The following is a 20,788-nucleotide window of genomic DNA, read 5'->3' as shown; positions in this document are numbered from 1 at the left end:
TGAGCGCAGCCGGTAACGGTGCAGCAGGAAGCCGGACGGCCGCGGACGCGAGCAGCACGGCGAACGCCACGACGACGAAGGTCGGCATGGCGAAGACGACAGTGGGCGTCGACCTCGACGCCGACGCCCACCTCGACGGGCAGCAGAGCCTCGGGCAGCTCGTCTCGACCGCCACCACCAACCTGAGCGCACTGCTCCACGACGAGATCGCCCTGCTCAAGGCGGAGACGCGGGAGGACATCAAGCGGGCCGGCGCGGGCGGCGCCGCCCTGGGCGTCGCCGGCGTCCTCGTCCTCTTCGGCATCCCGGTGCTCAGCTTCGCGGCCGCGTACGGGCTGCACGCCCTGGGCCTCCACCTCGCCTGGTCGTTCCTCATCGTCTTCGGCGTCCACGTGCTGCTCGGCGCGCTCGCCGCGCTGTGGGGCATCGCCAAGATGCGCCAGATGCGCAAGCCGGAGCGCGCGATGAACTCGACCAAGGAAACCGCCACCGTCATCTCCGACTCGCTGCGCGGCCGAGGTCATCCGGCGGACCGACGCAAGCCGGCCGCGGGCGTGGCACGCTCGGAGTCATGACGGCACCGTCGCCAGTCGACCCGGCAGTCCACATCGAGGGCCCCTGGACCCACAGGGACGTCGCGGCGAACGGCGCCCGTTTCCACATCGTGGAGATGGGCGAGGGGCCGCTGGTGCTGCTGCTGCACGGGTTTCCGCAGTTCTGGTGGACCTGGCGGCATCAACTGCCCGCGCTCGCCGAGGCCGGCTACCGCGCCGTGGCCATGGACCTGCGCGGTGTCGGCGGCAGCGACCGCACGCCCCGCGGCTACGACCCCGCGAACCTCGCCCTCGACGTCACCGGCGTGATCCGCTCCCTCGGGGAGCCGGACGCCGCCCTCGTCGGCCACGACCTCGGCGGCTACCTAGCCTGGACCGCCGCCGTGATGCGGCCCAAGCTGATCCGCCGGCTGACCGTCTCCTCGATGCCGCACCCGCGCCGCTGGCGCTCCGCGATGCTCACCGACCCGCGGCAGAGTGCCGCGGGCTCCTTCGTCTGGAGCGCCCAGCGCCCCTGGCTTCCCGAGCGGCAACTCGTCGCCGACGACGCCGCGTTGACCGGCCGGCTGATCCGCACCTGGTCGGGGCCGCGGCAGCCGGACGACAAGGCCCTGGAGATCTACCGGCGCGCGATGACCGTCCCCTCGACGGCGCACTGCTCGGTTGAGCCGTACCGCTGGCTCGTACGGTCGCTGGGGCGGCCGGACGGCATACAGTTCTACCGCCGGATGAAGCTGCCGGTACGGGTGCCGGTGCTGCACCTGCACGGATCCCTCGATCCGGTGATGCGCACGCGGAGCGCGGCGGGCTCGGTGGCGTACGTCGAAGCGCCGTACCGGTGGCGGCTTTTCGACGGTCTCGGGCACTTCCCGCACGAGGAGGACCCGGTCGCGTTCACGACCGAACTCGTCAGCTGGCTACGGGATCCCGAGCCCGACCGCTGAACCACCGCAGCTCAACGGCCGGTCCACCGCCCGTTGCGCACCCTCCGCCACGGACGCGCCGCGGACCCCGCGCCGCCGTCGCCGGAAGGGCGCCCGTCACTTGCACGTTGCATAGGCCGATGGGCCCGGGAAAGGGCGATTACCGGCCGCCCGGCGGGGGGAGGATCCGGGGTATGGGTTGGACGCATGACTACAACGACGTAGGAACCCACCGCGCCCCCGCCTCGGACGCCAGACCGCTCCGGGGCGCCGCGGCGCATAGCGAAGCGGATCTCCGTCTGGGGATCCCGCACATCCTCCGCCGCCGGGCCCGCTGGATGAGCGCCCGGCTGCGGCGCGTGCACTGAGCGGCTCCGTCCGGGCCGGTCCCGACGCGGGCTCCGGGGGCTCCGCCCCCGGACCTCCGGCATCTCACATGGCACAACTGTCGCTGTCCACGCGCTGCGACGCCGTGCGCCCGCGCTCGATGTCGTCGCGGACCTCGTCGACGGTCAGTGCGTAGCCGGTGTCCTTGTCGTCCATGGACCTGGCGAAGATGACGCCCACGACGCCGCCCTCGGGGTTGAGCAGCGGGCCGCCGGAGTTGCCCTGGCGGACGAGGGTGTAGAGCGAGTAGACGTCGCGGTTGACCGTGCCGCGGCGGTAGATGTCCGGGCCGTTGGCCGTTATACGGTCGCGCACGCGCGCCGCCCGTACGTCGAAGCCGCCGTTCTCCGGGAAGCCGGCGACGATCGCGTCGTCGCCGCGCCCCGCGTCGTCCTGGTCGAACGGCAGGGCGGGGGCGCCGAGTCCGGGGACCTCCAGCACGGCGATGTCCCGCTCCCAGTCGTAGAGCACGACCTCGGCGTCGTAGAGCCGGCCCTCGCCGCCGATCTGCACGGTGGGCTCGTCGACGCCGCCGACGACGTGCGCGTTGGTCATCACGCGCTGCGGCGCGAAGACGAAGCCGGTACCCTCCAGCACCTTGCCGCACGACGGGGCCGTGCCGACGACCTTGACGATGCTCTTCCTTGCCTGCTCCACCACCGGGCTGCCCACGAGCGCCGGGTCGGGCGCCGGGACGTTCGTGATCTGCTCGCTCTGGAACGGGGCGAAGACCTGCGGGAAGCGGTTCTCCGACAGCACGGAACTGAACTCGCCGAACCAGGTGTCGGCGCTCTTCGGCATCACCTCGGCCACGCCGTTGAGCACCTTCGACGCGCGCACCTCGCGGGCGACGGTCGGCAGCGTCGTCGACGCCAGCGCCGTCCCGAGCAGCCAGGCGACGAGCAGCAGCGCCACGACGTTGACGAGCGCGCCGCCGGTGGCGTCGAGGGAGCGGGCAGGGGACCAGGTGATGTACTGCCGCAGCTGGTTGCCGAGGTGGGTGGTGAGTCCCTGGCCCACCGAGGCCGCTATGAGGACGAGGACGATGGCGCCGAACGCGGCCGTCGGGCCGAGGGCGGCGCCGTCGGTCACCAAGTCCCAGATGACGGGCAGCAGATAGATGGCCAGCAGTCCGCCGCCGACGAAGCCGCACACGGACAGGACACCGACCACGAAGCCCTGGCGATAGCCGACAACGGCGAACCACACGGCGGCCGCCACCAGCAGGATGTCCAGCACGTTCACCCGGTCACCGTCTCATGCGTGCCAGTCGAGCGGCACCCGGCGTTCGCGATCCCACGGGCGCTCCCACCCGGCCAGGTGCAGGATTCGGTCGATCACGCCGGCGGTGAAACCCCAGACCAGCGCGGAGCCGACGAGGAAGGCGGGGCCCAGGTGGCCGCGCGGATGGACGGCCATGGCGCGGTTCGCCGGGTCGGTGAGGTCTGCCACGGTGACGCTGAACACCCGGGCCGTCTCGGCCGGATCGACGACGCCGACGGGGCTGGGCTCGCGCCACCAGCCGAGCACGGGCGAGACGACGAAGCCGCTGACCGGGATGTACAGCCGGGGCAGCACCGAGAACACCTGCACGCCCGCCGGGTCGAGCCCGGTCTCCTCCTCGGCCTCGCGCAGCGCGGCGCGCAGCGGGCCTTCGCCCGCGGGGTCGCCGTCCTCCGGGTCGAGGGAGCCGCCGGGGAAGGAGGGCTGGCCGGCGTGCGAACGGAGGGAGCTGGCCCGCTCGGTGAGCAGCAGCTCGGGGCCGTCGTCGCCGTCGCCGAAGAGGACGAGCACGGCGGCGGGCCGGCCGCCGTCGCCGTCGGGCGGGAGGAAGCTGCTCAGCTGTTCTGCCCGTACGGTACGGGCCGCGTCGGCGACCGGCGCCAGCCAGCCGGGCAGCCCGGCGTCGCTGACGCCGACGGGGCGCCCGTCCGGGGCGCCCGCGGCTTCCGCGCCGCCGCGCACGCCCCCGTCCGCTTCACCGCGCGCCTCAACCGCCCCCCTGCGCGCCGGAGCGCCGGGCGCCGCCTCGTCCGCCGTGCCACGCGCCGCCCCCGCGGTCGCGCCGCCGCCCGGTCCCCCGGGCGTTCCGCGTGCGCGCGTCATGCGGCGCCCAGCGGGGGCGCCGGCTTCCCGGGGTAGTCCGGCGGGGGCTTCAGGCGCTGCCCGGGCATGCCGCCCTTCTCGTACTTCAGCAGCTTCTGCGCCTTCTCCGGATCCGTCTCCCCCTCGCCGTACGCAGGGCAGAGCGGGGCGATGGGGCAGGCGCCGCAGGCGGGCTTGCGGGCGTGGCAGATGCGCCGGCCGTGGAATATCACGTAGTGCGAGAGCATCGTCCAGTCCTTCTTCGGGAAGAGGGACCCGACCTCCTGCTCGATCTTCTCGGGGTCGGTCTGCTCGGTCCACTTCCAGCGCCGCACGAGCCGGGCGAAGTGCGTGTCGACCGTGATGCCGGGGACCCCGAAGGCGTTGCCGAGGACGACGAAAGCCGTCTTGCGGCCCACGCCCGGCAGCTTGACCAGGTCTTTCAGGTTCCCCGGGACCTCGCCGCCGAAGTCGTCCCGCAGGGCCTGCGAAAGACCCATGATCGACTTGGTCTTGGCGCGGAAGAACCCGGTCGGCCGGATCAGCTCCTCGACCTCCTCGGGGTTGGCCGCGGCCAGGTCCTCGGGCGTCGGGTACTTCGCGAAGAGCGCGGGCGTCGTCTGGTTCACCCGCAGGTCGGTGGTCTGGGCGGAGAGCACCGTGGCGATGAGCAGCTGATACGGGTTCTCGAAGTCCAGCTCCGGGTGCGCGTACGGATACACCTCGGCCAGCTCGCGGTAGATCCGCCGGGCCTGCCGCACCAGCCCCGTCCGCGTCGGCGCCGGCTTCGCCTTGCGCACCGTCGCGCGGCCGCCGGCCGCGGGCGCTGCCTTGCCACTCTTCGCCATGGGCCCAGCCTACGGGCCCCGACTGACACCGAAGAGCGAAACCGCTGGGGCCCCCTCCCGGGGGAACGAAACCAAGATTGAGCGACCGTCGTCGTGAGTAGGGTACGCATGAACGTCGCGAGCAGGGTGATGGAGGGGGATCCATCGATGGTGCCTGACGACGCCGTGATCGGCTGTCTGGGCGTTCTCGTCATCCCCACCCGCGGATCCGCCGGCCCCGGCGAGGTGCTGGTGCGGGTCAGGGGTGGCACGGAGACCTTTCTCGCCTGGTCCGCCGAGCCGCTGCCGCAAGGCGCGGAGGTGCTCGTCACCGAGTACTGCGGCGGTCGCCAGGTCACCGTGATCGCGTGGGCCGATCCGCTGGACGAGCTGACCGGCGGCACCGGCCCCGTGGAGTGAGGAGGTAAGCATGTTCGGCTATCGCGTTCCGGCCCCCGACCAGGCCATGCTCGTGTCGGGCGGCAGGCGCCGGCGGGACGGAGCACCGTTCCGCGTCGTCGTCGGGCACGGCAGGTTCGTGTTACCGATCTTCCGCAAGACCCGCTTCCTGTCGCTGGCGATGCACGAGTCCGAGGTCGCCGAGTACTGCGTGACCAGGCAGGGCATCCCCCTGACCGTGCGGTCCGTGATCGCCTTCAAGGTCGGCAACGACATCGAGAGCATCGTCAACGCCGGGCAGCGCTTCCTCTCCGAGCAGAAGGAGATGTCGGTGCTGACCGGGCGGATCTTCGCCGGGCACCTGCGCGCCATCATCGGCTCGATGACGGTCGAGGAGATCGTCACGGAGCGGCAGAAGCTCGCCTCCGAGGTGGTGGAGACCTCCAAGAGCGAGATGGGCCGGATCGGCCTGATCGTCGACTCGTTCCAGATCCAGTCGATCGACGACGGCGACACCGGCTACATCAAGGCCATGTCGGCGCCCCATCAGGCGGCCATCCAGCGCGAGGCGAAGATCGCCGAGGCGCAGGCGGCGCAGAAGGCGTCCGAGGCGGAGCAGGAGTCCGCGCGGAAGCAGGCCGAGTACGCCCGGCAGACCGCCATGGTGCGGGCGCAGTACCAGGCCGAGGTCAGCCGCGTCGAGGCGGAGGCGGCTCAGGCCGGGCCGCTGGCGCAGGCGCACGCCCAGCAGGACGTGCTCGCCGCGCAGACCGAGCTGGCCGAGCGCGCGGCCCGGCTCCGCCAGCAGGAGTTGCAGGCGGAGGTGGTCAAGCCCGCCGAGGCGGAGGCCGAACGGGTCCGGGTGCTGGCGCTCGCCGAGGCGGAGCGGATGAAGATCCAGGCCGAGGCGGCGTCCTCGTACGACAGGGTCGCGCTGGACCAGCAGTTGATCGACCAGCTTCCGAAGATCGTGGAACGGGCCGCGGCCGGCCTGCAGGGCGCGAACATCAACGTCCTGAACGGCGCCGACGGGCTCGGCGAGCTGACGGCGGGGCTGGTGGGCCAGGGGCTGAGCATCCTGGACTCCGTCAGGAACACGATGCCGCAGCAGCGGTCACCGGAGGACGAAAGGCAGGCTCGCTAGGGTCTGTCGTTTGGGTCCGACACGACCCAAACGACAGACCCTCGGAAGCGTCGGCCCGGGTCCGGGCGGCCCGGGCTTCCTCCCCCGCGTACGGCTGGGGGAGGCTGGCCGCATGGACGATCGACTGGACCGGGCGCGCCCGGCGGGGGACGCGGCCGCCTGGAGCGACGCGCAACTGGCCGTGACGGCGGCCCTCGCGGGCGCGGCGGTGCTCCGCGAGCTGTACGGCACGTCGCTGCGGCGGTACGAGAAGTCCGCGGGCGACTTCGCCACGACCGCGGACGTCGAGGCCGAACGCGCCGTCCTCGCCGTGCTCCGCGCCGCCCGCCCCGGCGACGCCGTGACCGCCGAGGAGAGCGGCGCGGGCGGCACGGCGGGGGCGCGCCGCAGGTGGCTGGTCGACCCGCTGTGCGGCACGCTGAACTACGCCGCCCGCACCGCGCTGACCGCCGTGAACGTCGCCCTGCGGACCGGGGACGCGACGACCGCGGCGGCGGTGGTGGACCCGTTCGCGGGCGAGGTGTTCTGGACCGACGGCGTACGGGCCGTACTGCGCCGCGACGGCGCCGACGAGGAAGCGGCGCCGGCTCCCGGGACCGGCCTGGTCGACGTCAACCTCGACCCGCCGTTCCCCCACCACCCCGCCTACGACGCCGCCGGCCTGCCGGCCGCCCCCGGGTTCGCGCCGCGTTTCCGGCCGCGGGTGCTGTCGACCACGCTCGCGCTGGCCTGGGTCGCCGCGGGCCGCCGCGCGGCGTACGTCACCGACGGCGGCGACCTGCGCGCCAGCGTGCACTTCGCCGCCGGTATCGCGCTGTGCGGGGCGGCGGGGTGCGTCGTCACCGGCATCGACGGCCGGCCGCTGGACGACAGCGCGGGCGGGCTGATCGCGGCGGCCGACGGCGACACGCACGCCGCGCTGGTGGAGCTGGTCGCACGCGGGCGGCGGGGGTGACGGGGCCGGCGGGGTGATGAGGCCGGCTGGTCGGCCGGGCCGCCGGCCGTTGCTTGACCTGAACCTCCGTTGAACTTCTACGTTTGGCCGCGTCGAGTCGATCAAGACGGGAGCGTGGTCGCGGTGCGTGCGATCGAGGTACAGGAGTTCGGCGGGCCCGAGGTGCTGGTGCCGGCGGAGGTGCCCGAGCCGGTGGCCGGGGCGGGCCAGGTCCTTGTGGGGCTGGAGGTGGCCGACGTCATCTACCTGGACACCCTGCTGCGCAGCGGCTGGGGCGGCGAGATCTTCCCGCTGCGGCCGCCGTACGTGCCGGGCCACGGCGGCGCGGGGACCGTGCTGGCCGTCGGCGAGGGGGTCGACGCGGCGTGGGTCGGGCGGCGCGTGGTCGCCCCGGCGTCCGCCGGGTACGCGGAGCGGGTCGTCGCCGAGGCGGCGGAGATCGCCGCCGTCCCCGACGCGCTCGGCCTGTCCGAGGCGGCGGCCCTGCTGCACGACGGCACCACCGCGGTGCGTCTCGCTCGCGAGGGGCGGCCGCGCGAGGGCGAGACAGTGCTGGTCGCCGCGGCGGCGGGCGGGGCCGGGTCGCTGGTGCTGCAACTGGCGCGTGACGCGGGGGCGCGCGTCGTCGCGGCGGCGCGGGGCGAGCGCAAGCTCGCGCTCGCCCGCAAGCTGGGCGCGGAGCACACCGTCGACTACTCCGAGGACGGCTGGCAGGACCGGGTCCGCGAGGCCGCCGGCGGGGACGGCGTCGACCTGGCCTTCGACGGCGCCGGGGGCGAGCTGGGCCGGGCGGTGTTCCGGACGGTGGCGAGGGGCGGCAGGTTCGTGACGTACGGGACGTCCGACGGAGGCTTCGCCGAGATCGACCCTGGCGAGGCGCAGGAGCGCGAGGTGCGGGTGTTCAACCTGCTGGCGGGCGGCCCGCCCCCCGCGTCCGTCTCGCAGGCCGCGCTCGTCGAGGCCCTTGACCTCGCTGCCGCGAGCCGCATCGGGCCCGTGATCGGCGCGACGTACCCGCTGGAGCGCGCCGAGGAGGCGCACGCCTCGCTCGCCCGCCGGGCCACCGTGGGCAAGTCCCTGCTCGTCGTGTGAGCTGTGGGGGAGCGGCAACCCCCGCGCGTGCAGGTGTGCGCGCGGGGCGTTGACGCGTGGACCGGGGGTTCGCGGAACTCACATGTGGATCGTGGGTGCACCGCCCTTCAGCTCCCGTGGTGCGCCGGACCGGTACAGGAAGACGGTCACCAGGGCGCCGACGGCGAAGAAGCCCGCCGACCACCAGAACGCGGTGTGGTAGCTCTCCAGCGCCGCCTGCGCCCGCACCGCCGGGTCCTTGGGGTTGCGCCCCGAGATGTAGTCGGTGGCGGCGCTCGCGGAGATGGTGTTGAGCAGGGCGATGCCGATGGAGCCGCCGACCTGCTGCATGGCGTTGACCGTCGCGGAGGCGACGCCCGCGTCGTGCACCGAGACGCCCAGCGTGCCCAGGCTCATCGCCGTCGCCACGACGAGCCCGAGGCCGAAGCCGACGATCACGGTCATCGGCAGGATGTGCGCCGCGTACGAACTGCTCAGGTCCAGCGTCGTCATCCACACCATGCCGACGGTCGCGATCGCCATGCCCGCCGGCACCACCAGCCGCGGCCCGATGTTCGGTACGAGGACGTTGGTGGCGAGCGTCGCGGCGATCACCAGGCCGCCGACCATCGGCAGAAAGGCGACGCCGGAGTCGATCGGCGTGTAGTCCAGGCCCGTCTGCAGGTAGTACGTGAGGAACAGGAAGACGCCGAACATCCCGCCGGCGGAGATCAGCATGCCGAGGAAGGACGCCCCGCGGTTCCGGTCGGTGACGATGCGCATCGGCAGCAGGGGATGCGGGCTGCGCGTCGACCACCAGGCGAATGCGGCCAGCAGCACGGCGCCCAGGATCAGCAGCCCCCAGGTGGCGGGCGCGCCCCAGTCCTGGTGCTCGGCGTTGGAGAAGCCGTAGACGACGCAGAACAGCCCGGCGGTGACCAGGGCCGTGCCGGGCACGTCGAGCCGGACGCTCCGGTCGCGTGCGGTGTGGGTCAGCAGCGCGGAGGCGAAGCTGAAGGCGACGACGGTGAGGACCACGTTCACGTACAGCGTCCAGCGCCAGTCCAGGTACTCGGTGAGCACGCCGCCCAGCAGCAGGCCGATGGCGCCGCCCGCACCGGACACGGCGCCGTAGACGCTGAACGCCTTGGCCCGCTCGCCCGGGTCGGTGAACGTCGTCGTCAGCAGCGACAGCGCTGACGGCGCGAGGAGCGCGCCGAAGGCGCCCTGGAAGGCGCGCGCGCTGATGAGCATGTCGAAGTTCACGGAGGCGCCGGCCACGGCGGACGCGGCGGCGAAGCCGACGAGGCCGATGAGGAAGGTGACCTTGCGGCCGACGAGGTCGGCGATGCGGCCGCCGAGGAGCAGGAGGCTGCCGAAGGCCAGCGAGTACGCGGTGACGACCCACTGCCGGTCGCCGTTGGTGAAGCCGAGGTCGGCCTGGGCGGACGGCAGGGCGATGTTCACGATGGTCACGTCGAGCACGACCATCAGCTGGGCGAGGCCGAGGACGCCGAGGATCAGCCACCGGTGGCGGTGGCTGCGCTCGTCGTGGGACGAGTCGGCGGCGCCGGACGGACCGGGGTCGTCGGGGGGACCGCTGCCGGCTTCGGCGCGGGTACGGGACATGGCGGGCTCCGTGTGGGGGGTCGGATGCTCGGAGGGCCGGACTCGGTGCGTACGGCTACGGGGTAGGGGTATGCGTCGGTTACGGACCGAGGCGGCACCGGCCGGCAGGGCGGCGTACCGCTGCCTGCGGGACGGCGGGGGACGTACGGGTCAGGAGTGGCGCAGCGCCGGCAGGACCACCAGGTCGACGAACCGGGCGAGGTACGCGGAGTCGGCGAACGCCCCGTCGATCAGCGGGCGTATGACGACCGCGCCGAACAGCAGCTGCGGCAGGAACTCGGCGGCGCCCGGCTGCCCTTGCAGCTCGCCGCGCTCCACGGCGCGGTCCAGCAGCCCGGACAGGTGCGTCAACTCGTAGTCCGCGAGGGAGGTGTGCAGCGTCGCGGCCAGGTCGCCGTCGGTGAGCGCGGCGTGGTGTATCGCGGCGATCAGCGCGGTGTCCTTCTCCGCGGTGGTGGACAGCTCCTCGACGAGGCTGATCAGATCGCCGCGGAGCGAGCCGGTGTCGACGGCGCCCGGGTCCACCGGCCGGTTCGCGACCATCGCGGCCACGACCATCTCCGCCTTGCTGTGCCACTGCCGGTACAGGGTCGCCTTGCTGCACCGCGCGCGGGTCGCGACGAGGTCCATCGACAGCGCCTCGTACCCCGACTCGCGGAGCACGCCCAGCGCGGCTTCGAGCAGCTCGCGCTCGCGCTCGGGGGTCATGCGGGGGCGGCGGATCCGGGTGTCGGAGGTCTGGCCGACGGGTCTGCCGGGCATGACGGGCGATCCTATCCGTACGAGACGGTTTCGTACCGCCCACGCTAGATCGCGGTCGAGTGAAACGCAACCGTTTCACCCGGCGACTTCACGGAGCCACCTCCACCCTGCCAATCCCCCTTTTATGCATACTCTTTCGAGCGATTGCCGCACTCGGCGCAGATGCCTAGCGTCGAAGTATGACGATCTCCTCGCCGGCCTCCGCGGAGGCCGGGTGCCGCGCATGACCGGAGCACCCGCCGAAGCACTCCGCGCCCTCCTGCCCCCCGGCCCCACCGGCCTCGGCATCGCCGCCGCGCACCCGCTGGCCCGGTTCGTACCGCACCTCGTCCCGCCGCCCGGGGCGGAGCCCTCCGCCCCTACGGAGCCGGCCCCGGAACCGGCGTCCGAGAACGGCACCGGCACCGGCCCCGACGCCGGCTCCGCGCCCCCGCCCGACGGCGGCACGGAGCGCGGCGGCCTGCGCATCCCGCCGCTGTACTGCCCCGAAGCCCTCCGCAACGACCCCGCGCTCGGCGAGGAGGTCAACGAGCGGCTGGTCGAGTGGGCCGAGGAGATCGGCATCTTCACCGGCCGCATCGAGCGGCTGCGCTCCCACCAGTTCGGCAGCCTCTTCATGCTCGCCCACCCCGACTGCGACGACCCCGACCGGCTGCTCGCCGCCGCCAAGTGCGGCCTGTCCGAGTGGTCCGTCGACGACCACTGGGTGGACGAGGGCGAGGACCCGGACCCCGCCCTGCTCGGCGAGCGGATGGCGCTGGCGCACGCGGTCATCGACCCCGTGCGGCTTCCCGCGCGCTACATGCCGCAGTTCGAGGAGACCGTCCAGCGCGAGCCGGTGCTGCGCGCGTTCCGCTCCGCCCTCGCGCACCTCTCGCGGTACGCGAGCCCCACCCAGGTCGCCCGGCTGCGGCACGAGTTGGCGGTCATGTTCGTCGGGTACGGCCAGGAGGCCGAGTGGCGCTCCTCGGCGCGCACCCCCGCGGTGTGGGAGTACTTGCTCCACCGCTACGAGAACGCCTTCTTCCCCTGCATGGTCCTCGTGGACCCCGTCAGCGGGTACGAGCTGCCGCCCGACGAGTTCGCCGACGCCCGGGTCCGCCGCACGTACCTCTACGCCGGCACCGCCAGCGTGCTCCTCAACGACCTGTACTCGATGGGAAAGGAAGACCCCACGGACACCAACCTGCCCAATCTGATCGCTGCCGAAGAAGGCTGCACCCTCCAGGAGGCCGTGGACCGGACGGCCCTGATCCACGACGAGCTGATGCACACCTACGAGGCGGAGGCCGCGGCGCTGACCGCCGCCGGCTCACCGCACCTCGGCCGGTTCCTGGCCGGGGTGTGGGCCTGGATGGGCGGCTGCAAGGAGTGGCACGCCACCAGCGCGCGCTACCAGACCTCCTGACCCGCCCGGCCCGTCCCGCCCGCCCCCTTCCGTCCACCGACGCATCCGCAGGTCCGCCTGACGGGCCCACGCGTCCCGCATCGGCACGTCCCTGACCACCCCTCGAACAGCCCCAGCGGCCTTTGCACGCTTCAGCACGCTCAAGCACGCCCTCAGAAGGAGAACGACCATGGCGGCTGCCGCCGACACGAACGTCCTCACCAGCCCGTACCAGCACTCCATCGCCGACTACTGGAACCGGGAGAAGGACCCGGTCAACCTGAAGCTCGGCGACGTCAGCGGGACGTACCACCACCACTACGGCATCGGGGACGTCGACCAGTCCGTGCTGACCGGTCCGGAGGAGACCAGGGAAGCGCGCATCATCGCGGAGATGCACCGCCTGGAGACGGCGCAGGCCACCCTCCTGCTGGACCACCTCGGCGAGCCCGACGCCTCCGCCCGGCTGCTGGACGCCGGCTCCGGCCGCGGCGGGTCGAGCTTCATGGCGCACGAACGATTCGGCTGCCGCGTCGACGGCATCTCGATCTCGCAGTCGCAGGTCTCCTTCGCCAACGACCAGGTGCAGCGCCGCGGCCTGGGCAGCTCGGTGCGGTTCCACCTGAAGAACATGCTCGACACGGGCTTCGAGACAGGCGCGTTCCGCGGCATCTGGAACAACGAGAGCACCATGTACGTGGAGTTGGCCCAGCTCTTCAAGGAGCACTCCCGGCTGCTCACCCGCGGCGGCCGGTACGTGACCATCACCGGCTGCTACAACGACGCCTACGGCCTGCCGTCCCGCGCCGTCAGCCAGATCAACGCGCACTACATCTGCAACGTCCACCCGCGGTCGACGTACTTCAAAGAGCTGGTGGCGAACCGGCTGGTGCCCGCGGCGGTCATCGACCTGACCGAGGCGACGATCCCGTACTGGGAGCTGCGGGCCAAGTCGTCGGTTGCCACGGGTATCGAGGAGGCGTTCCTCACGGCCTACCGCAGCGGGAGCTTCCAGTACCTGCTGATCGCCGCGGATCGGGTCTGATCGGACCCGACCGGCTCGCCCGGTGGGCGCCCGCGGCCGGCGGGACCCACCGGGGCGGCCCGGCGCCGGTGTCCGCGTCCGCGCCGGCGCCGGGGCCGGGGCCGGGGCCGGCGGCCTGATGCCCGCCGGCCCGGTGCGGGACCGGGGAAGGCCCGCGGTCAGGGGCTGGTAAAAGGAGATCGGCCGCTCACGGCGTGCGTGAGAGGCTGGCGTACGTGCGCATTGGGGTGCTGGGCCCGCTGGAGGTGGCGGTCGGCGGGGTGCCGGTGGAGATCGCCGGCGGCCGGCTGCGCGCCCTGCTCGTACGGCTCGCGCTCGACCCCGGCCGGTACGTCGGGACCGCACTGCTCGCCGACGACCTCTGGGGCGACGCCGCCCCCGCCGACCCCGGCAACGCGCTGCAATCGCTCGTCTCCCGGCTGCGCCGCGCGCTCGGCCGGGCCGACGCCCTCGCGTACGGGCCCGCCGGCTACCGGCTCGCCCTCCCGCCGGAGGCGGTGGACGCCGTGCGCTTCGAGCGGCAGGCGCACGCCGGGCGCGAAGCGCTGGCGGCGGGCGACGCCGCAGCCGCACGGCGGCTGCTGGAGGAGGCGCTCGCGCTGTGGCGGGGGCCCGCGCTCGCGGACGTGGCGGACGCGCCCTTCGCGGCGGCGCCCGCCCACCGGCTGGAGGAGCTGCGGCTGGCGGCCACCGAGGACCGCATCGAGGCAGGTCTCGCGGAGGGAGGCCTGGCGGAGGCGGGCCTCTCCGAGGGCGGTCCCGTCGGCGCGCGTGCTGGTGCCGCGGTCCCCGAGCTGGAGGCGCTGACGACCGCGCACCCGCTGCGCGAGCGCCCGCGCGCGCTGCTGATCCGCGCGCTCTGCGCGGCGGGGCGGCAGCCGGAGGCGCTGGGCGCGTACGAGGAGTACCGCGCGCTGCTGGCGGAGGAGCTGGGCACGGACCCGTCCGAGCGGCTGCGGGACCTGCACGTGGCGGTGCTCAGGGGCGAGGTGCCGGGGTGGGGTGGCACCGGCGGCCCGCAGGGTCCGTACGGTACGCAGCCGGGCGGCGCGGGCGGTTCGTACGGTACGCGCGCGGGCGGCCCGCACCCTACGGAGCCTGGCGCCGGAGGCGGCGCCGTGCCGCCCGCCCCCGACGAGCCCGCGCCCCCGGTCCGTACCAACCTGCGCGCCGCCCTCACCAGCTTCGTCGGCCGCGACGGCGAACTGCGCCGCGTGCGCACGCTGCTCGGCGGCTCGCGGCTCGTCACCCTCACAGGACCCGGCGGCGCCGGCAAGACCCGGCTGGCCACCACCGCGGCGGCCGCGCTGCTCGACGCCTCCCCCGGCGGCGTGTGGCTCGTCGAACTCGCGCCCGTGACCGGCGGCGACGACGTCCCGTTCGCCGTGCTCGGCGCCCTCGGCCAGCGCGAGACCGCCGTGCTCGACAACCGCCACCTGCCCCCGCGCGACGTGCTGACCCGGCTCACCGAGACCCTCTCCGCCGCGCCCACCACGCTCGTCCTCGACAACTGCGAGCACGTCGTCTCCGCCGCCGCGCACCTCGCCGACCACCTCCTGCGCCGCTGCCCCGAGCTGCGCGTACTCGCCACCAGCCGCGAACCGCTGGGCATCGACGGCGAGGCCCTGTGCCCCGTCCCGCCGCTCGGCCTGCCCGCGCCGGACGCGCACGATGCCCCGGACATGCAGGGCGCGCCGGACGAGACGGCCGCCCCCGCCGTACGGCTCTTCGCCGACCGCGCCCGCGCCGCCCGCCCCGACTTCGCCGTCGGCCCCGGCAACGCCGCCGCCGTCGCCGAGATCTGCCGCCGCCTCGACGGCCTGCCGCTGGCCATCGAGCTGGCCGCCGCCCGGCTGCGGTCACTGCCCGTCGAGCAGGTCGCCGCCCGACTGGACAACCGGTTCCGGCTGCTGACCACAGGAAGCCGGACCGCGCTGCCCCGGCACCGTACGCTCCAGGCGGTCGTCGCCTGGAGCTGGGAGCTGCTGGACGACAGGGAGCGGCGGCTCGCGGAGTGGCTGTCGGTGTTCCCGGGCGGTGCGACGCCCGAGTCCGTCGCGGGGGTGTGCGGCATGGACGTCGTCACCGCACTCGACCTGCTCGCGGCCCTCGCCGACAAGTCCCTGCTGCAGATGCAGAGCGCCGAAGCACCGCAGGGCGCGAATACCGAGCCGAGCGCCGGTCCGCGCTACCGCATGCTGGAAACCCTCCGCGAGTTCGGCCGCGACCGCCTCGCCGAGGCCGGCGACCTCGACCGCGTGCAGGCCGCCCACGCCGCGTACTTCCTCCGCCTGGCCGAGACCGCGGATCCGCACGTACGCGCCCGCGAACAACTCGGCTGGATCGCCCTGCTCGACGCCGAACACGACAACCTCCTCGCGGCCCTGCGGCACGCCGCCGACGCCGAGGACGCCGGCACGGCCGTCCGCCTGGTCGCCGCCCTCGGCATCTACTGGATGATCCTCGGCCACCACAGCGAGGCCGCCGACTGGCTCCGCCTCGCGCTCGGCGTCCCCGGCGACCCCCCGCTCGAAGCGCAGGCGGTCGCCCTCGGCTTCCACCTGATCAACTCCGCCACCGCCGGCCACACCCAGCCCACCGCGGAGACCATCGAGGAGCTGATGGCGCTGGTGGCCCGCGTCGACCCCGAGGGCGGGCATCCGATGCTGGCGGTGCTGGAGCCGGGCATCGCGGTGTTCACGGATGACGACGAGCGCGGGCTCGCCGCGATCGAAGAGCGGCTGGGGCACCCGGACCCGTGGGCGCGGGCACTGCTGCGGATGATCCGGGCGGCGTTCCGGGAGAACCGGGGGTACGCGCAGGGGCTGGAGGAGGACCTGGAGGCCGCGGCCGCGGGGTTCCGCGAGGTCGGCGACCGGTGGGGGCTGGCGATGGCGCTGCACCAGCTCGCCGAGTACCGGGCGCTGCTGGGGGACACGGAGCGCGCGCGGTCGGGCTTCGGGGAGGCGCTGGAACTGATGCGCGAGGTGCACGCCGCGGACGACGTGGGGCAGTTGCGCGCCCGGCTCGCGCAGCTCGAGGCGGCGCAGGGGCGTACGGAGGCGGCGCGCACGGAGTTGCACCGCGTGTTGCGCGCGGCGCTACGCGACGGGCGTTCGCACGTCGCGGCGCTGTGCCGCGACGTACTGGGCGACCTCGCGCGCTGGGCGGGGGAGTGGGACGAGGCGGCGCGGTGGTACGAGGAGGCGCTGGCGACGCTGCAGCGGGGCGGGGTGGCGGTGCCGCAGATCGAGGCGATCGTACGGACCGGGCGAGGGCTGCTGGCCTGCGCGCGGGGCGACTTGGCCGGTGCGCGCGACGAGCTGGCGACGGGGCTGGGCATCGCGATCGGGGTCAAGGACATGCCGGTGGTCGCGATGGTCGGGGTCGGCGTGGCGGCGCTTGCGGCGGAGCCGGGACAGGAGGAGGAGCCGGGCCAGGAAGAGGGGCGGGGACGCGGGACGGAGCCGGTCGTACGGACAGCCGGGGCCGCCCGCGCCGCCGAACTGCTGGGCGCAGCCGACGCCGTCCGCGGGGTCGGCGACGTCGCGCTGCCGGACGCCGCCGGGCTGGCCGCCCGGCTGCGCCGCGGACTCGGCGCGGAGTTCGAACCGGCCCGCGCCCGCGGCACCGCGCTCAAGCAGGGCGACGCCATCGAACTGCTCCGCGCGTACGTGGCCGGGACCGCGGCCACCGCCGAGGACCCGGACTCCCCCTAGGTGCGCCGCAGGTAGGCCCGTACCGCCAGCGGGAAGAACACCGCGAGCACCCCCACGCTCCACAGCACCGTCTCCAACACCGGCCCCGCCACCGCGCCCTCGACCATCAGCCCCCGCGCGGTCTCCATCACCGCCGTCACCGGGTTGGCGTCGACCCACGCCTGCAGCCAGCCGGGGAGGGTGTCGGTGGGCACCAGTACGTTGGTCCCGAAGGTCAGCGGGAACATCGCCATGAAGCCGATGCCCTGCACCGCCCCCGGCTCCCGCGCCAGCATCCCGATCATCACGAACACCCACGTCAGGCAGAACGCGAAGAACATCACCAGCAGGCAGGCCGCCAGCGCCGACAGCGGATCCGTCTCGATCCGGAAGCCCACCGCGTACCCGAAGCCGAGCTGCACCACGATCAGGAGGACGAACCGGATCAGGTCCCCGAGCACCGAGCCGACCAGCGGGGCGGAGCGGGCGATGGGCATGCTCCGGAAGCGGTCGAAGACGCCTTTCTTGATGTCGTCGTTGAGGTTGATGCCGGTCTGCACGGAGGCGAAGACGGTGCTCATCACCATGAGCGCCGGCAGCAGGGTCTGCAGGTACTCCTGCGTCGAGCCGGCGACCGCGCCGCCGAGCAGGTAGAGGAACATGACGACGAACAGGATCGGCTGCAGCGTCACGTCGATCAGCTGCTCGGGCGTGCGCCTCGTCTTGGTGAGGCTGCGGCCGGCGAGCGCGACGCTGTGCCGTACGAGCGCGAAGGGGCGCGCGGCGCCCTCGCGGCGGGACGGCACGGCGGTCCGCTCGGGAGGAGCGGTGAGGGTGGTCATCGGACGGCCTCCTCGGTCTGCGCGGTCTGCGCGGTCCTCGCGGTACGGGCTTCGCCGGCTCCCCCGGTACCGGCCGGGGCGGCGGCGCCGTGGCCGGTGAGGGTGAAGAACACGTCGTCCAGGTCGGGCAGCCGCAGCGACAGCTCGGCGACCGCGATCCCCGCCTCGTCGAGGCGGCGTACGGCCGCCGTGAGCATGCCGTCGTCCTCGACGGGGACGGTCAGCGTGCCGCGCGTCGGCGACTCGGGCTGGGTGCCCGCCACCGCCGCGAGGATCCCGGCAGAGTCCAGCAGCCGCGCCGGGTCCAGCGGGCGCAGGTCGAGGTGGCGGCCGCCGACCCGCTGCTTCAGCTCGGCGGGGGTGCCGTGGGCGATGACCCTGCCGTGGTCGATGACGGAGATCTCGTCGGCGAGCGCGTCGGCCTCCTCCAGGTACTGGGTGGTGAGCAGCACGGTCACGCCGTCCCCGACGAGTGAGCGGACGATGCCCCACACGTCCTCGCGGCGCACCGGGTCCAGGCCCGTCGTCGGCTCGTCGAGGTAGATGACGTCGGGCCGGCCGACGAGGGAGGCGGCGAGGTCGAGGCGGCGGCGCATGCCGCCGGAGTACGTCTTGACGGGGCGGCCGGCGGCCTCGGCCAGCTCGAAGTACGCGAGCAGCTCGCGGGCGCGCGCCCGTGCGGCGGCGGTGCGCATGTCGAGGAGCCGGCCTATGAGCACGAGGTTCTCCGTCCCGGTCAGGTCCTCGTCCACGGAGGCGTACTGGCCGGTGAGCCCGATGAGCCGGCGCACCTCGCCGGCGTCGCGCACGACGTCGAGGCCGCCGACGGTCGCCGTGCCCTCGTCCGGGCGGAGGAGGGTGGCGAGGATGCGTACGGCCGTGGTCTTGCCGGCGCCGTTGGGGCCGAGGACGCCGAGGACGGTGCCCTGCCGGGCCGCGAGGTCGATGCCGGCCAGCGCGACCGTCGCGCCGAACCGCTTGACCAGGCCCTCGGCCCTGAATGCGTAGGTCATACGGGTGTCTCCTTCTCGGTCTGCGGGAAGGAGCGTGCCGAGGACCGCTGGCACGGCGCGCACACGACGCTGTCACGGCAGCGTTATGTCCGGTTTATCGGATTGCAGGAGGTGCGTTCGCTGAGAGCGGAATAGGGCCGTACGGGTCAACCCACGCGTCCCGCACGACGGCGCCCCGACCGGCTCGTTGAGCGTCCGTCCAGGCCTCGACGCGCAACCGCGCGCCCCCGTGCAACCCCCCGAGCGCCCGCCGCTGAGCACCGGAAAAGTGCCGCCAATCGGACCCCTGGCGTACGGTTCACGCTGCGGTACGTCAAACTTGTGACTGATCGCACTGTTTTACTGTCCGGCATCATGGAAAGCGACGGGGCCGACCGAGCAACGGCCCGCGGGTCGCCCGGGCACCCCGACAAGGAGAGAACTCGTGGACGACGTTCTGCGGCGCGCGCCCCTCTTCGCCGCGCTCGACGACGAGCAGGCCGCGGAGCTGCGTGCCTCCATGACCGAGGCGACGCTGTCCCGCGGTGACGCGCTCTTCCACGAGGGCGAGCCCGGCGACCGGCTCTACGTCGTCACCGAGGGCAAGGTCAAGCTCCACCGCACCTCCCCCGACGGGCGCGAGAACATGCTGGCCGTACTCGGCCCCGGCGAGCTGATCGGCGAGCTGTCCCTCTTCGACCCGGGCCCGCGCACGGCCACGGCCTCGGCGCTGACCGAGGTCAAGCTGCTGGGCCTCGGCCACGGCGACCTCCAGCCCTGGCTGAACGCCCGCCCCGAGGTCGCCTCCGCGCTGCTGCGCGCGGTCGCCCGCAGGCTGCGGCGCACCAACGACCAGATGTCCGACCTGGTCTTCTCCGACGTCCCGGGCCGCGTCGCCCGCGCGCTGCTGGACCTCTCGCGGCGCTTCGGCGTGCCGGGGGACGAGGGCATCCATGTCGTGCACGACCTGACGCAGGAGGAGCTGGCCCAGCTCGTCGGCGCCTCCCGAGAGACGGTCAACAAGGCGCTGGCGGACTTCGCCAGCCGCGGCTGGCTGCGCCTGGAGGCGCGGGCCGTGATCCTGCTGGACGTCGAGCGCCTGGCCAAGCGCTCGCGCTGACACCCCGGTCGCCACAGCAGCCCATTGCGGCGCGAACGCGACGGCGAGCCGCCAGGGCGCCGACGACGCCGGGCCCACCGCGGCACCGACGGGACCGGGCCGGTCCGGGCCGGTCCGGCTACGAGATCAGGCCGTGCTCCTCCAGGTACTCCAGTTGGGCCCGCACCGACAGCTCCGCCGCGGGCCACAGCGTGCGGTCCACGTCCGCGTACACGTGCGCCACCACGTCCGCCGGCGTCCGGTGCCCGTTCTCGACCGCCGTCTCGACCTGTGCCAGCCGCGTCGCGCGGTGCGCCAGGTAGTACTCCACCGCGCCCTGCGCGTCCTCCAGCACCGGCCCGTGGCCCGGCAGCACCGTCGCGACGCCGTCGTCCACGGTCAGGGACCGCAGCCGGCGCAGCGAGTCCAGGTAGTCGCCGAGCCGGCCGTCCGGATGGGCGACCATCGTCGTCCCGCGGCCGAGGATCGTGTCCCCGGTGAGCACGGCGGAGTCGGCCGGCAGGTGGAAGGAGAGCGAGTCAGCGGTATGCCCCGGCGTGGGTACGACCCGCAGCTCCAGCCCGCCGACGGATATCACGTCCCCCGCGCCCAGCCCTTCGTCGCCGAGGCGCAGCGCCGGGTCCAGGGCCCGCACCTTCGTCCGGGTCAGCTCGGCGAAGCGGGCCGCGCCCTCGGCGTGGTCCGCGTGCCCGTGGGTGAGCAGCGTGATCGCCACCCGCAGGCCCGCCCGCTCCGCGGTGTCCACGACCGCCGCCAGGTGCCCTTCGTCCAGCGGCCCGGGGTCGATCACCACGGCCCGCGCGGCATCCGGCTCGGCGACGATCCACGTGTTCGTACCGTCGAGCGTCATGGGCGAGGCGTTGGGCGCCAGCACGCACGTCGCGCGGGCGGTGGCCGCCCCGGCGATCGCCCCGCCCCGCGGCTGCCCCGGCAGCGCCGCCGCGTCCGTCACGAGACCACCCCCGCCG

18 protein-coding genes are annotated in these 20,788 nt (G+C 73.9%); 10 read left to right on the top strand and 8 right to left on the bottom strand.

From position 1 onward, the window contains the following. The first annotated feature begins 86 nt into the window (after positions 1-86). Positions 87-575 carry a phage holin family protein gene (locus LG396_RS02480; protein WP_018835857.1) on the top strand — a complete coding sequence of 163 codons (489 nt, stop codon included), beginning with the start codon at positions 87-89 and terminating at the stop codon, positions 573-575. Next, positions 572-1,498, top strand: coding sequence for an alpha/beta fold hydrolase (locus tag LG396_RS02475; protein ID WP_225793381.1), 927 nt, complete (start codon positions 572-574; stop codon positions 1,496-1,498). The genes LG396_RS02480 and LG396_RS02475 overlap by 4 nt, the downstream gene beginning before the upstream one ends. Before the next feature lie 411 nt (positions 1,499-1,909). Here the strand turns inward: LG396_RS02475 and LG396_RS02470 are convergent, their stop codons facing one another. The 3 genes from LG396_RS02470 to nth form a co-directional block, all read right to left on the bottom strand. Further along, the gene (locus tag LG396_RS02470; RefSeq protein WP_037753557.1) at positions 1,910-3,109 is read right to left on the bottom strand and encodes a MarP family serine protease; all 1,200 of its coding nucleotides are present in this window, start codon (positions 3,107-3,109) and stop codon (positions 1,910-1,912) included. Between the two features lie 12 nt (positions 3,110-3,121). Then, positions 3,122-3,829 (bottom strand): NUDIX hydrolase, encoded by a 708-nt coding sequence (locus LG396_RS02465; RefSeq protein ID WP_018841331.1) that lies wholly within the window; start codon positions 3,827-3,829, stop codon positions 3,122-3,124. A gap of 137 nt (positions 3,830-3,966) precedes the next feature. After that, complete coding sequence (nth, locus tag LG396_RS02460; RefSeq protein WP_225793380.1) at positions 3,967-4,797, bottom strand: endonuclease III; 831 nt, start codon at positions 4,795-4,797, stop codon at positions 3,967-3,969. A 147-nt stretch (positions 4,798-4,944) separates the two neighbouring features. Between nth and LG396_RS02455 the strand changes: the two genes are divergently transcribed. From LG396_RS02455 to LG396_RS02440, 4 genes are all read left to right on the top strand, one after another. After that, positions 4,945-5,196, top strand: a complete 252-nt coding sequence (locus LG396_RS02455) for an NfeD C-terminal domain-containing protein (protein WP_037753549.1) — start codon at positions 4,945-4,947, stop codon at positions 5,194-5,196. Positions 5,197-5,206: 10 nt separating this feature from the next. Continuing rightward, positions 5,207-6,319: a flotillin family protein gene (locus tag LG396_RS02450; RefSeq protein WP_100299970.1), complete on the top strand. Its 1,113-nt coding sequence runs from the start codon at positions 5,207-5,209 to the stop codon at positions 6,317-6,319. A gap of 112 nt (positions 6,320-6,431) precedes the next feature. Next, on the top strand, positions 6,432-7,274 hold the full coding sequence (locus LG396_RS02445; RefSeq protein WP_225793379.1) for an inositol monophosphatase family protein: 843 nt from the start codon (positions 6,432-6,434) through the stop codon (positions 7,272-7,274). 123 nt (positions 7,275-7,397) lie between these two features. Further along, entirely contained in the window at positions 7,398-8,366 is a 969-nt protein-coding gene (locus LG396_RS02440; RefSeq protein WP_225793378.1) for a zinc-binding dehydrogenase, read from the top strand. 78 nt (positions 8,367-8,444) lie between these two features. Here the strand turns inward: LG396_RS02440 and LG396_RS02435 are convergent, their stop codons facing one another. After that, entirely contained in the window at positions 8,445-9,974 is a 1,530-nt protein-coding gene (locus LG396_RS02435; RefSeq protein WP_130456360.1) for an MFS transporter, read from the bottom strand. Between the two features lie 150 nt (positions 9,975-10,124). Continuing rightward, positions 10,125-10,736 (bottom strand): TetR/AcrR family transcriptional regulator, encoded by a 612-nt coding sequence (locus LG396_RS02430; RefSeq protein WP_225793377.1) that lies wholly within the window; start codon positions 10,734-10,736, stop codon positions 10,125-10,127. A 223-nt stretch (positions 10,737-10,959) separates the two neighbouring features. On the opposite strand from LG396_RS02430, the gene LG396_RS02425 reads away from it, so the two are divergent. From LG396_RS02425 to LG396_RS02415, 3 genes are all read left to right on the top strand, one after another. Further along, positions 10,960-12,144 (top strand): family 2 encapsulin nanocompartment cargo protein terpene cyclase, encoded by a 1,185-nt coding sequence (locus tag LG396_RS02425; RefSeq protein ID WP_225793376.1) that lies wholly within the window; start codon positions 10,960-10,962, stop codon positions 12,142-12,144. A gap of 169 nt (positions 12,145-12,313) precedes the next feature. Continuing rightward, positions 12,314-13,168, top strand: a complete 855-nt coding sequence (locus LG396_RS02420) for a geranyl diphosphate 2-C-methyltransferase (RefSeq protein WP_018841325.1) — start codon at positions 12,314-12,316, stop codon at positions 13,166-13,168. Positions 13,169-13,362: 194 nt separating this feature from the next. Continuing rightward, positions 13,363-16,887: an AfsR/SARP family transcriptional regulator gene (locus tag LG396_RS02415; protein ID WP_225793375.1), complete on the top strand. Its 3,525-nt coding sequence runs from the start codon at positions 13,363-13,365 to the stop codon at positions 16,885-16,887. Here the strand turns inward: LG396_RS02415 and LG396_RS02410 are convergent. Together LG396_RS02410 and LG396_RS02405 are read right to left on the bottom strand one after the other, a co-directional pair. Continuing rightward, a complete protein-coding gene (locus LG396_RS02410) occupies positions 16,884-17,708 on the bottom strand; it encodes an ABC transporter permease (protein ID WP_225793374.1) in 825 nt (274 codons plus the stop codon). The genes LG396_RS02415 and LG396_RS02410 overlap by 4 nt on opposite strands. Further along, positions 17,705-18,721: an ATP-binding cassette domain-containing protein gene (locus LG396_RS02405; RefSeq protein WP_225793373.1), complete on the bottom strand. Its 1,017-nt coding sequence runs from the start codon at positions 18,719-18,721 to the stop codon at positions 17,705-17,707. Before LG396_RS02405 ends, LG396_RS02410 begins: the two co-directional genes overlap by 4 nt. A 424-nt stretch (positions 18,722-19,145) precedes the next feature. Here LG396_RS02405 and LG396_RS02400 point away from each other — a divergent pair, with 424 nt between their 5' ends. Continuing rightward, positions 19,146-19,820: a Crp/Fnr family transcriptional regulator gene (locus LG396_RS02400; protein WP_018835840.1), complete on the top strand. Its 675-nt coding sequence runs from the start codon at positions 19,146-19,148 to the stop codon at positions 19,818-19,820. 118 nt (positions 19,821-19,938) lie between these two features. On the opposite strand, the gene LG396_RS02395 is transcribed toward LG396_RS02400, so the two are convergent. Then, complete coding sequence (locus LG396_RS02395; protein WP_225793372.1) at positions 19,939-20,772, bottom strand: MBL fold metallo-hydrolase; 834 nt, start codon at positions 20,770-20,772, stop codon at positions 19,939-19,941. Positions 20,773-20,788: the final 16 nt, after the last annotated feature.

Source organism: Streptomyces aculeolatus, assembly GCF_020400605.1.
GTDB lineage: Bacteria > Actinomycetota > Actinomycetes > Streptomycetales > Streptomycetaceae > Streptomyces > Streptomyces aculeolatus.
The sequence above is the reverse complement of the archived record's forward strand: the minus strand, read 5'-3'. Positions and strand labels throughout refer to the sequence as shown.

Coding starts and splice junctions, on each gene's coding strand:
- LG396_RS02480 (WP_018835857.1), top strand. CDS start 87: ATGGCGAAGACGACAGTGGGCGTCGACCTCGACGCCGACGCCCACCTC.
- LG396_RS02475 (WP_225793381.1), top strand. CDS start 572: ATGACGGCACCGTCGCCAGTCGACCCGGCAGTCCACATCGAGGGCCCC.
- nth (WP_225793380.1), bottom strand. CDS start 4,797: ATGGCGAAGAGTGGCAAGGCAGCGCCCGCGGCCGGCGGCCGCGCGACG.
- LG396_RS02455 (WP_037753549.1), top strand. CDS start 4,945: ATGGTGCCTGACGACGCCGTGATCGGCTGTCTGGGCGTTCTCGTCATC.
- LG396_RS02450 (WP_100299970.1), top strand. CDS start 5,207: ATGTTCGGCTATCGCGTTCCGGCCCCCGACCAGGCCATGCTCGTGTCG.
- LG396_RS02445 (WP_225793379.1), top strand. CDS start 6,432: ATGGACGATCGACTGGACCGGGCGCGCCCGGCGGGGGACGCGGCCGCC.
- LG396_RS02435 (WP_130456360.1), bottom strand. CDS start 9,974: ATGTCCCGTACCCGCGCCGAAGCCGGCAGCGGTCCCCCCGACGACCCC.
- LG396_RS02430 (WP_225793377.1), bottom strand. CDS start 10,736: ATGCCCGGCAGACCCGTCGGCCAGACCTCCGACACCCGGATCCGCCGC.
- LG396_RS02425 (WP_225793376.1), top strand. CDS start 10,960: ATGACCGGAGCACCCGCCGAAGCACTCCGCGCCCTCCTGCCCCCCGGC.
- LG396_RS02420 (WP_018841325.1), top strand. CDS start 12,314: ATGGCGGCTGCCGCCGACACGAACGTCCTCACCAGCCCGTACCAGCAC.
- LG396_RS02410 (WP_225793374.1), bottom strand. CDS start 17,708: ATGACCACCCTCACCGCTCCTCCCGAGCGGACCGCCGTGCCGTCCCGC.
- LG396_RS02405 (WP_225793373.1), bottom strand. CDS start 18,721: ATGACCTACGCATTCAGGGCCGAGGGCCTGGTCAAGCGGTTCGGCGCG.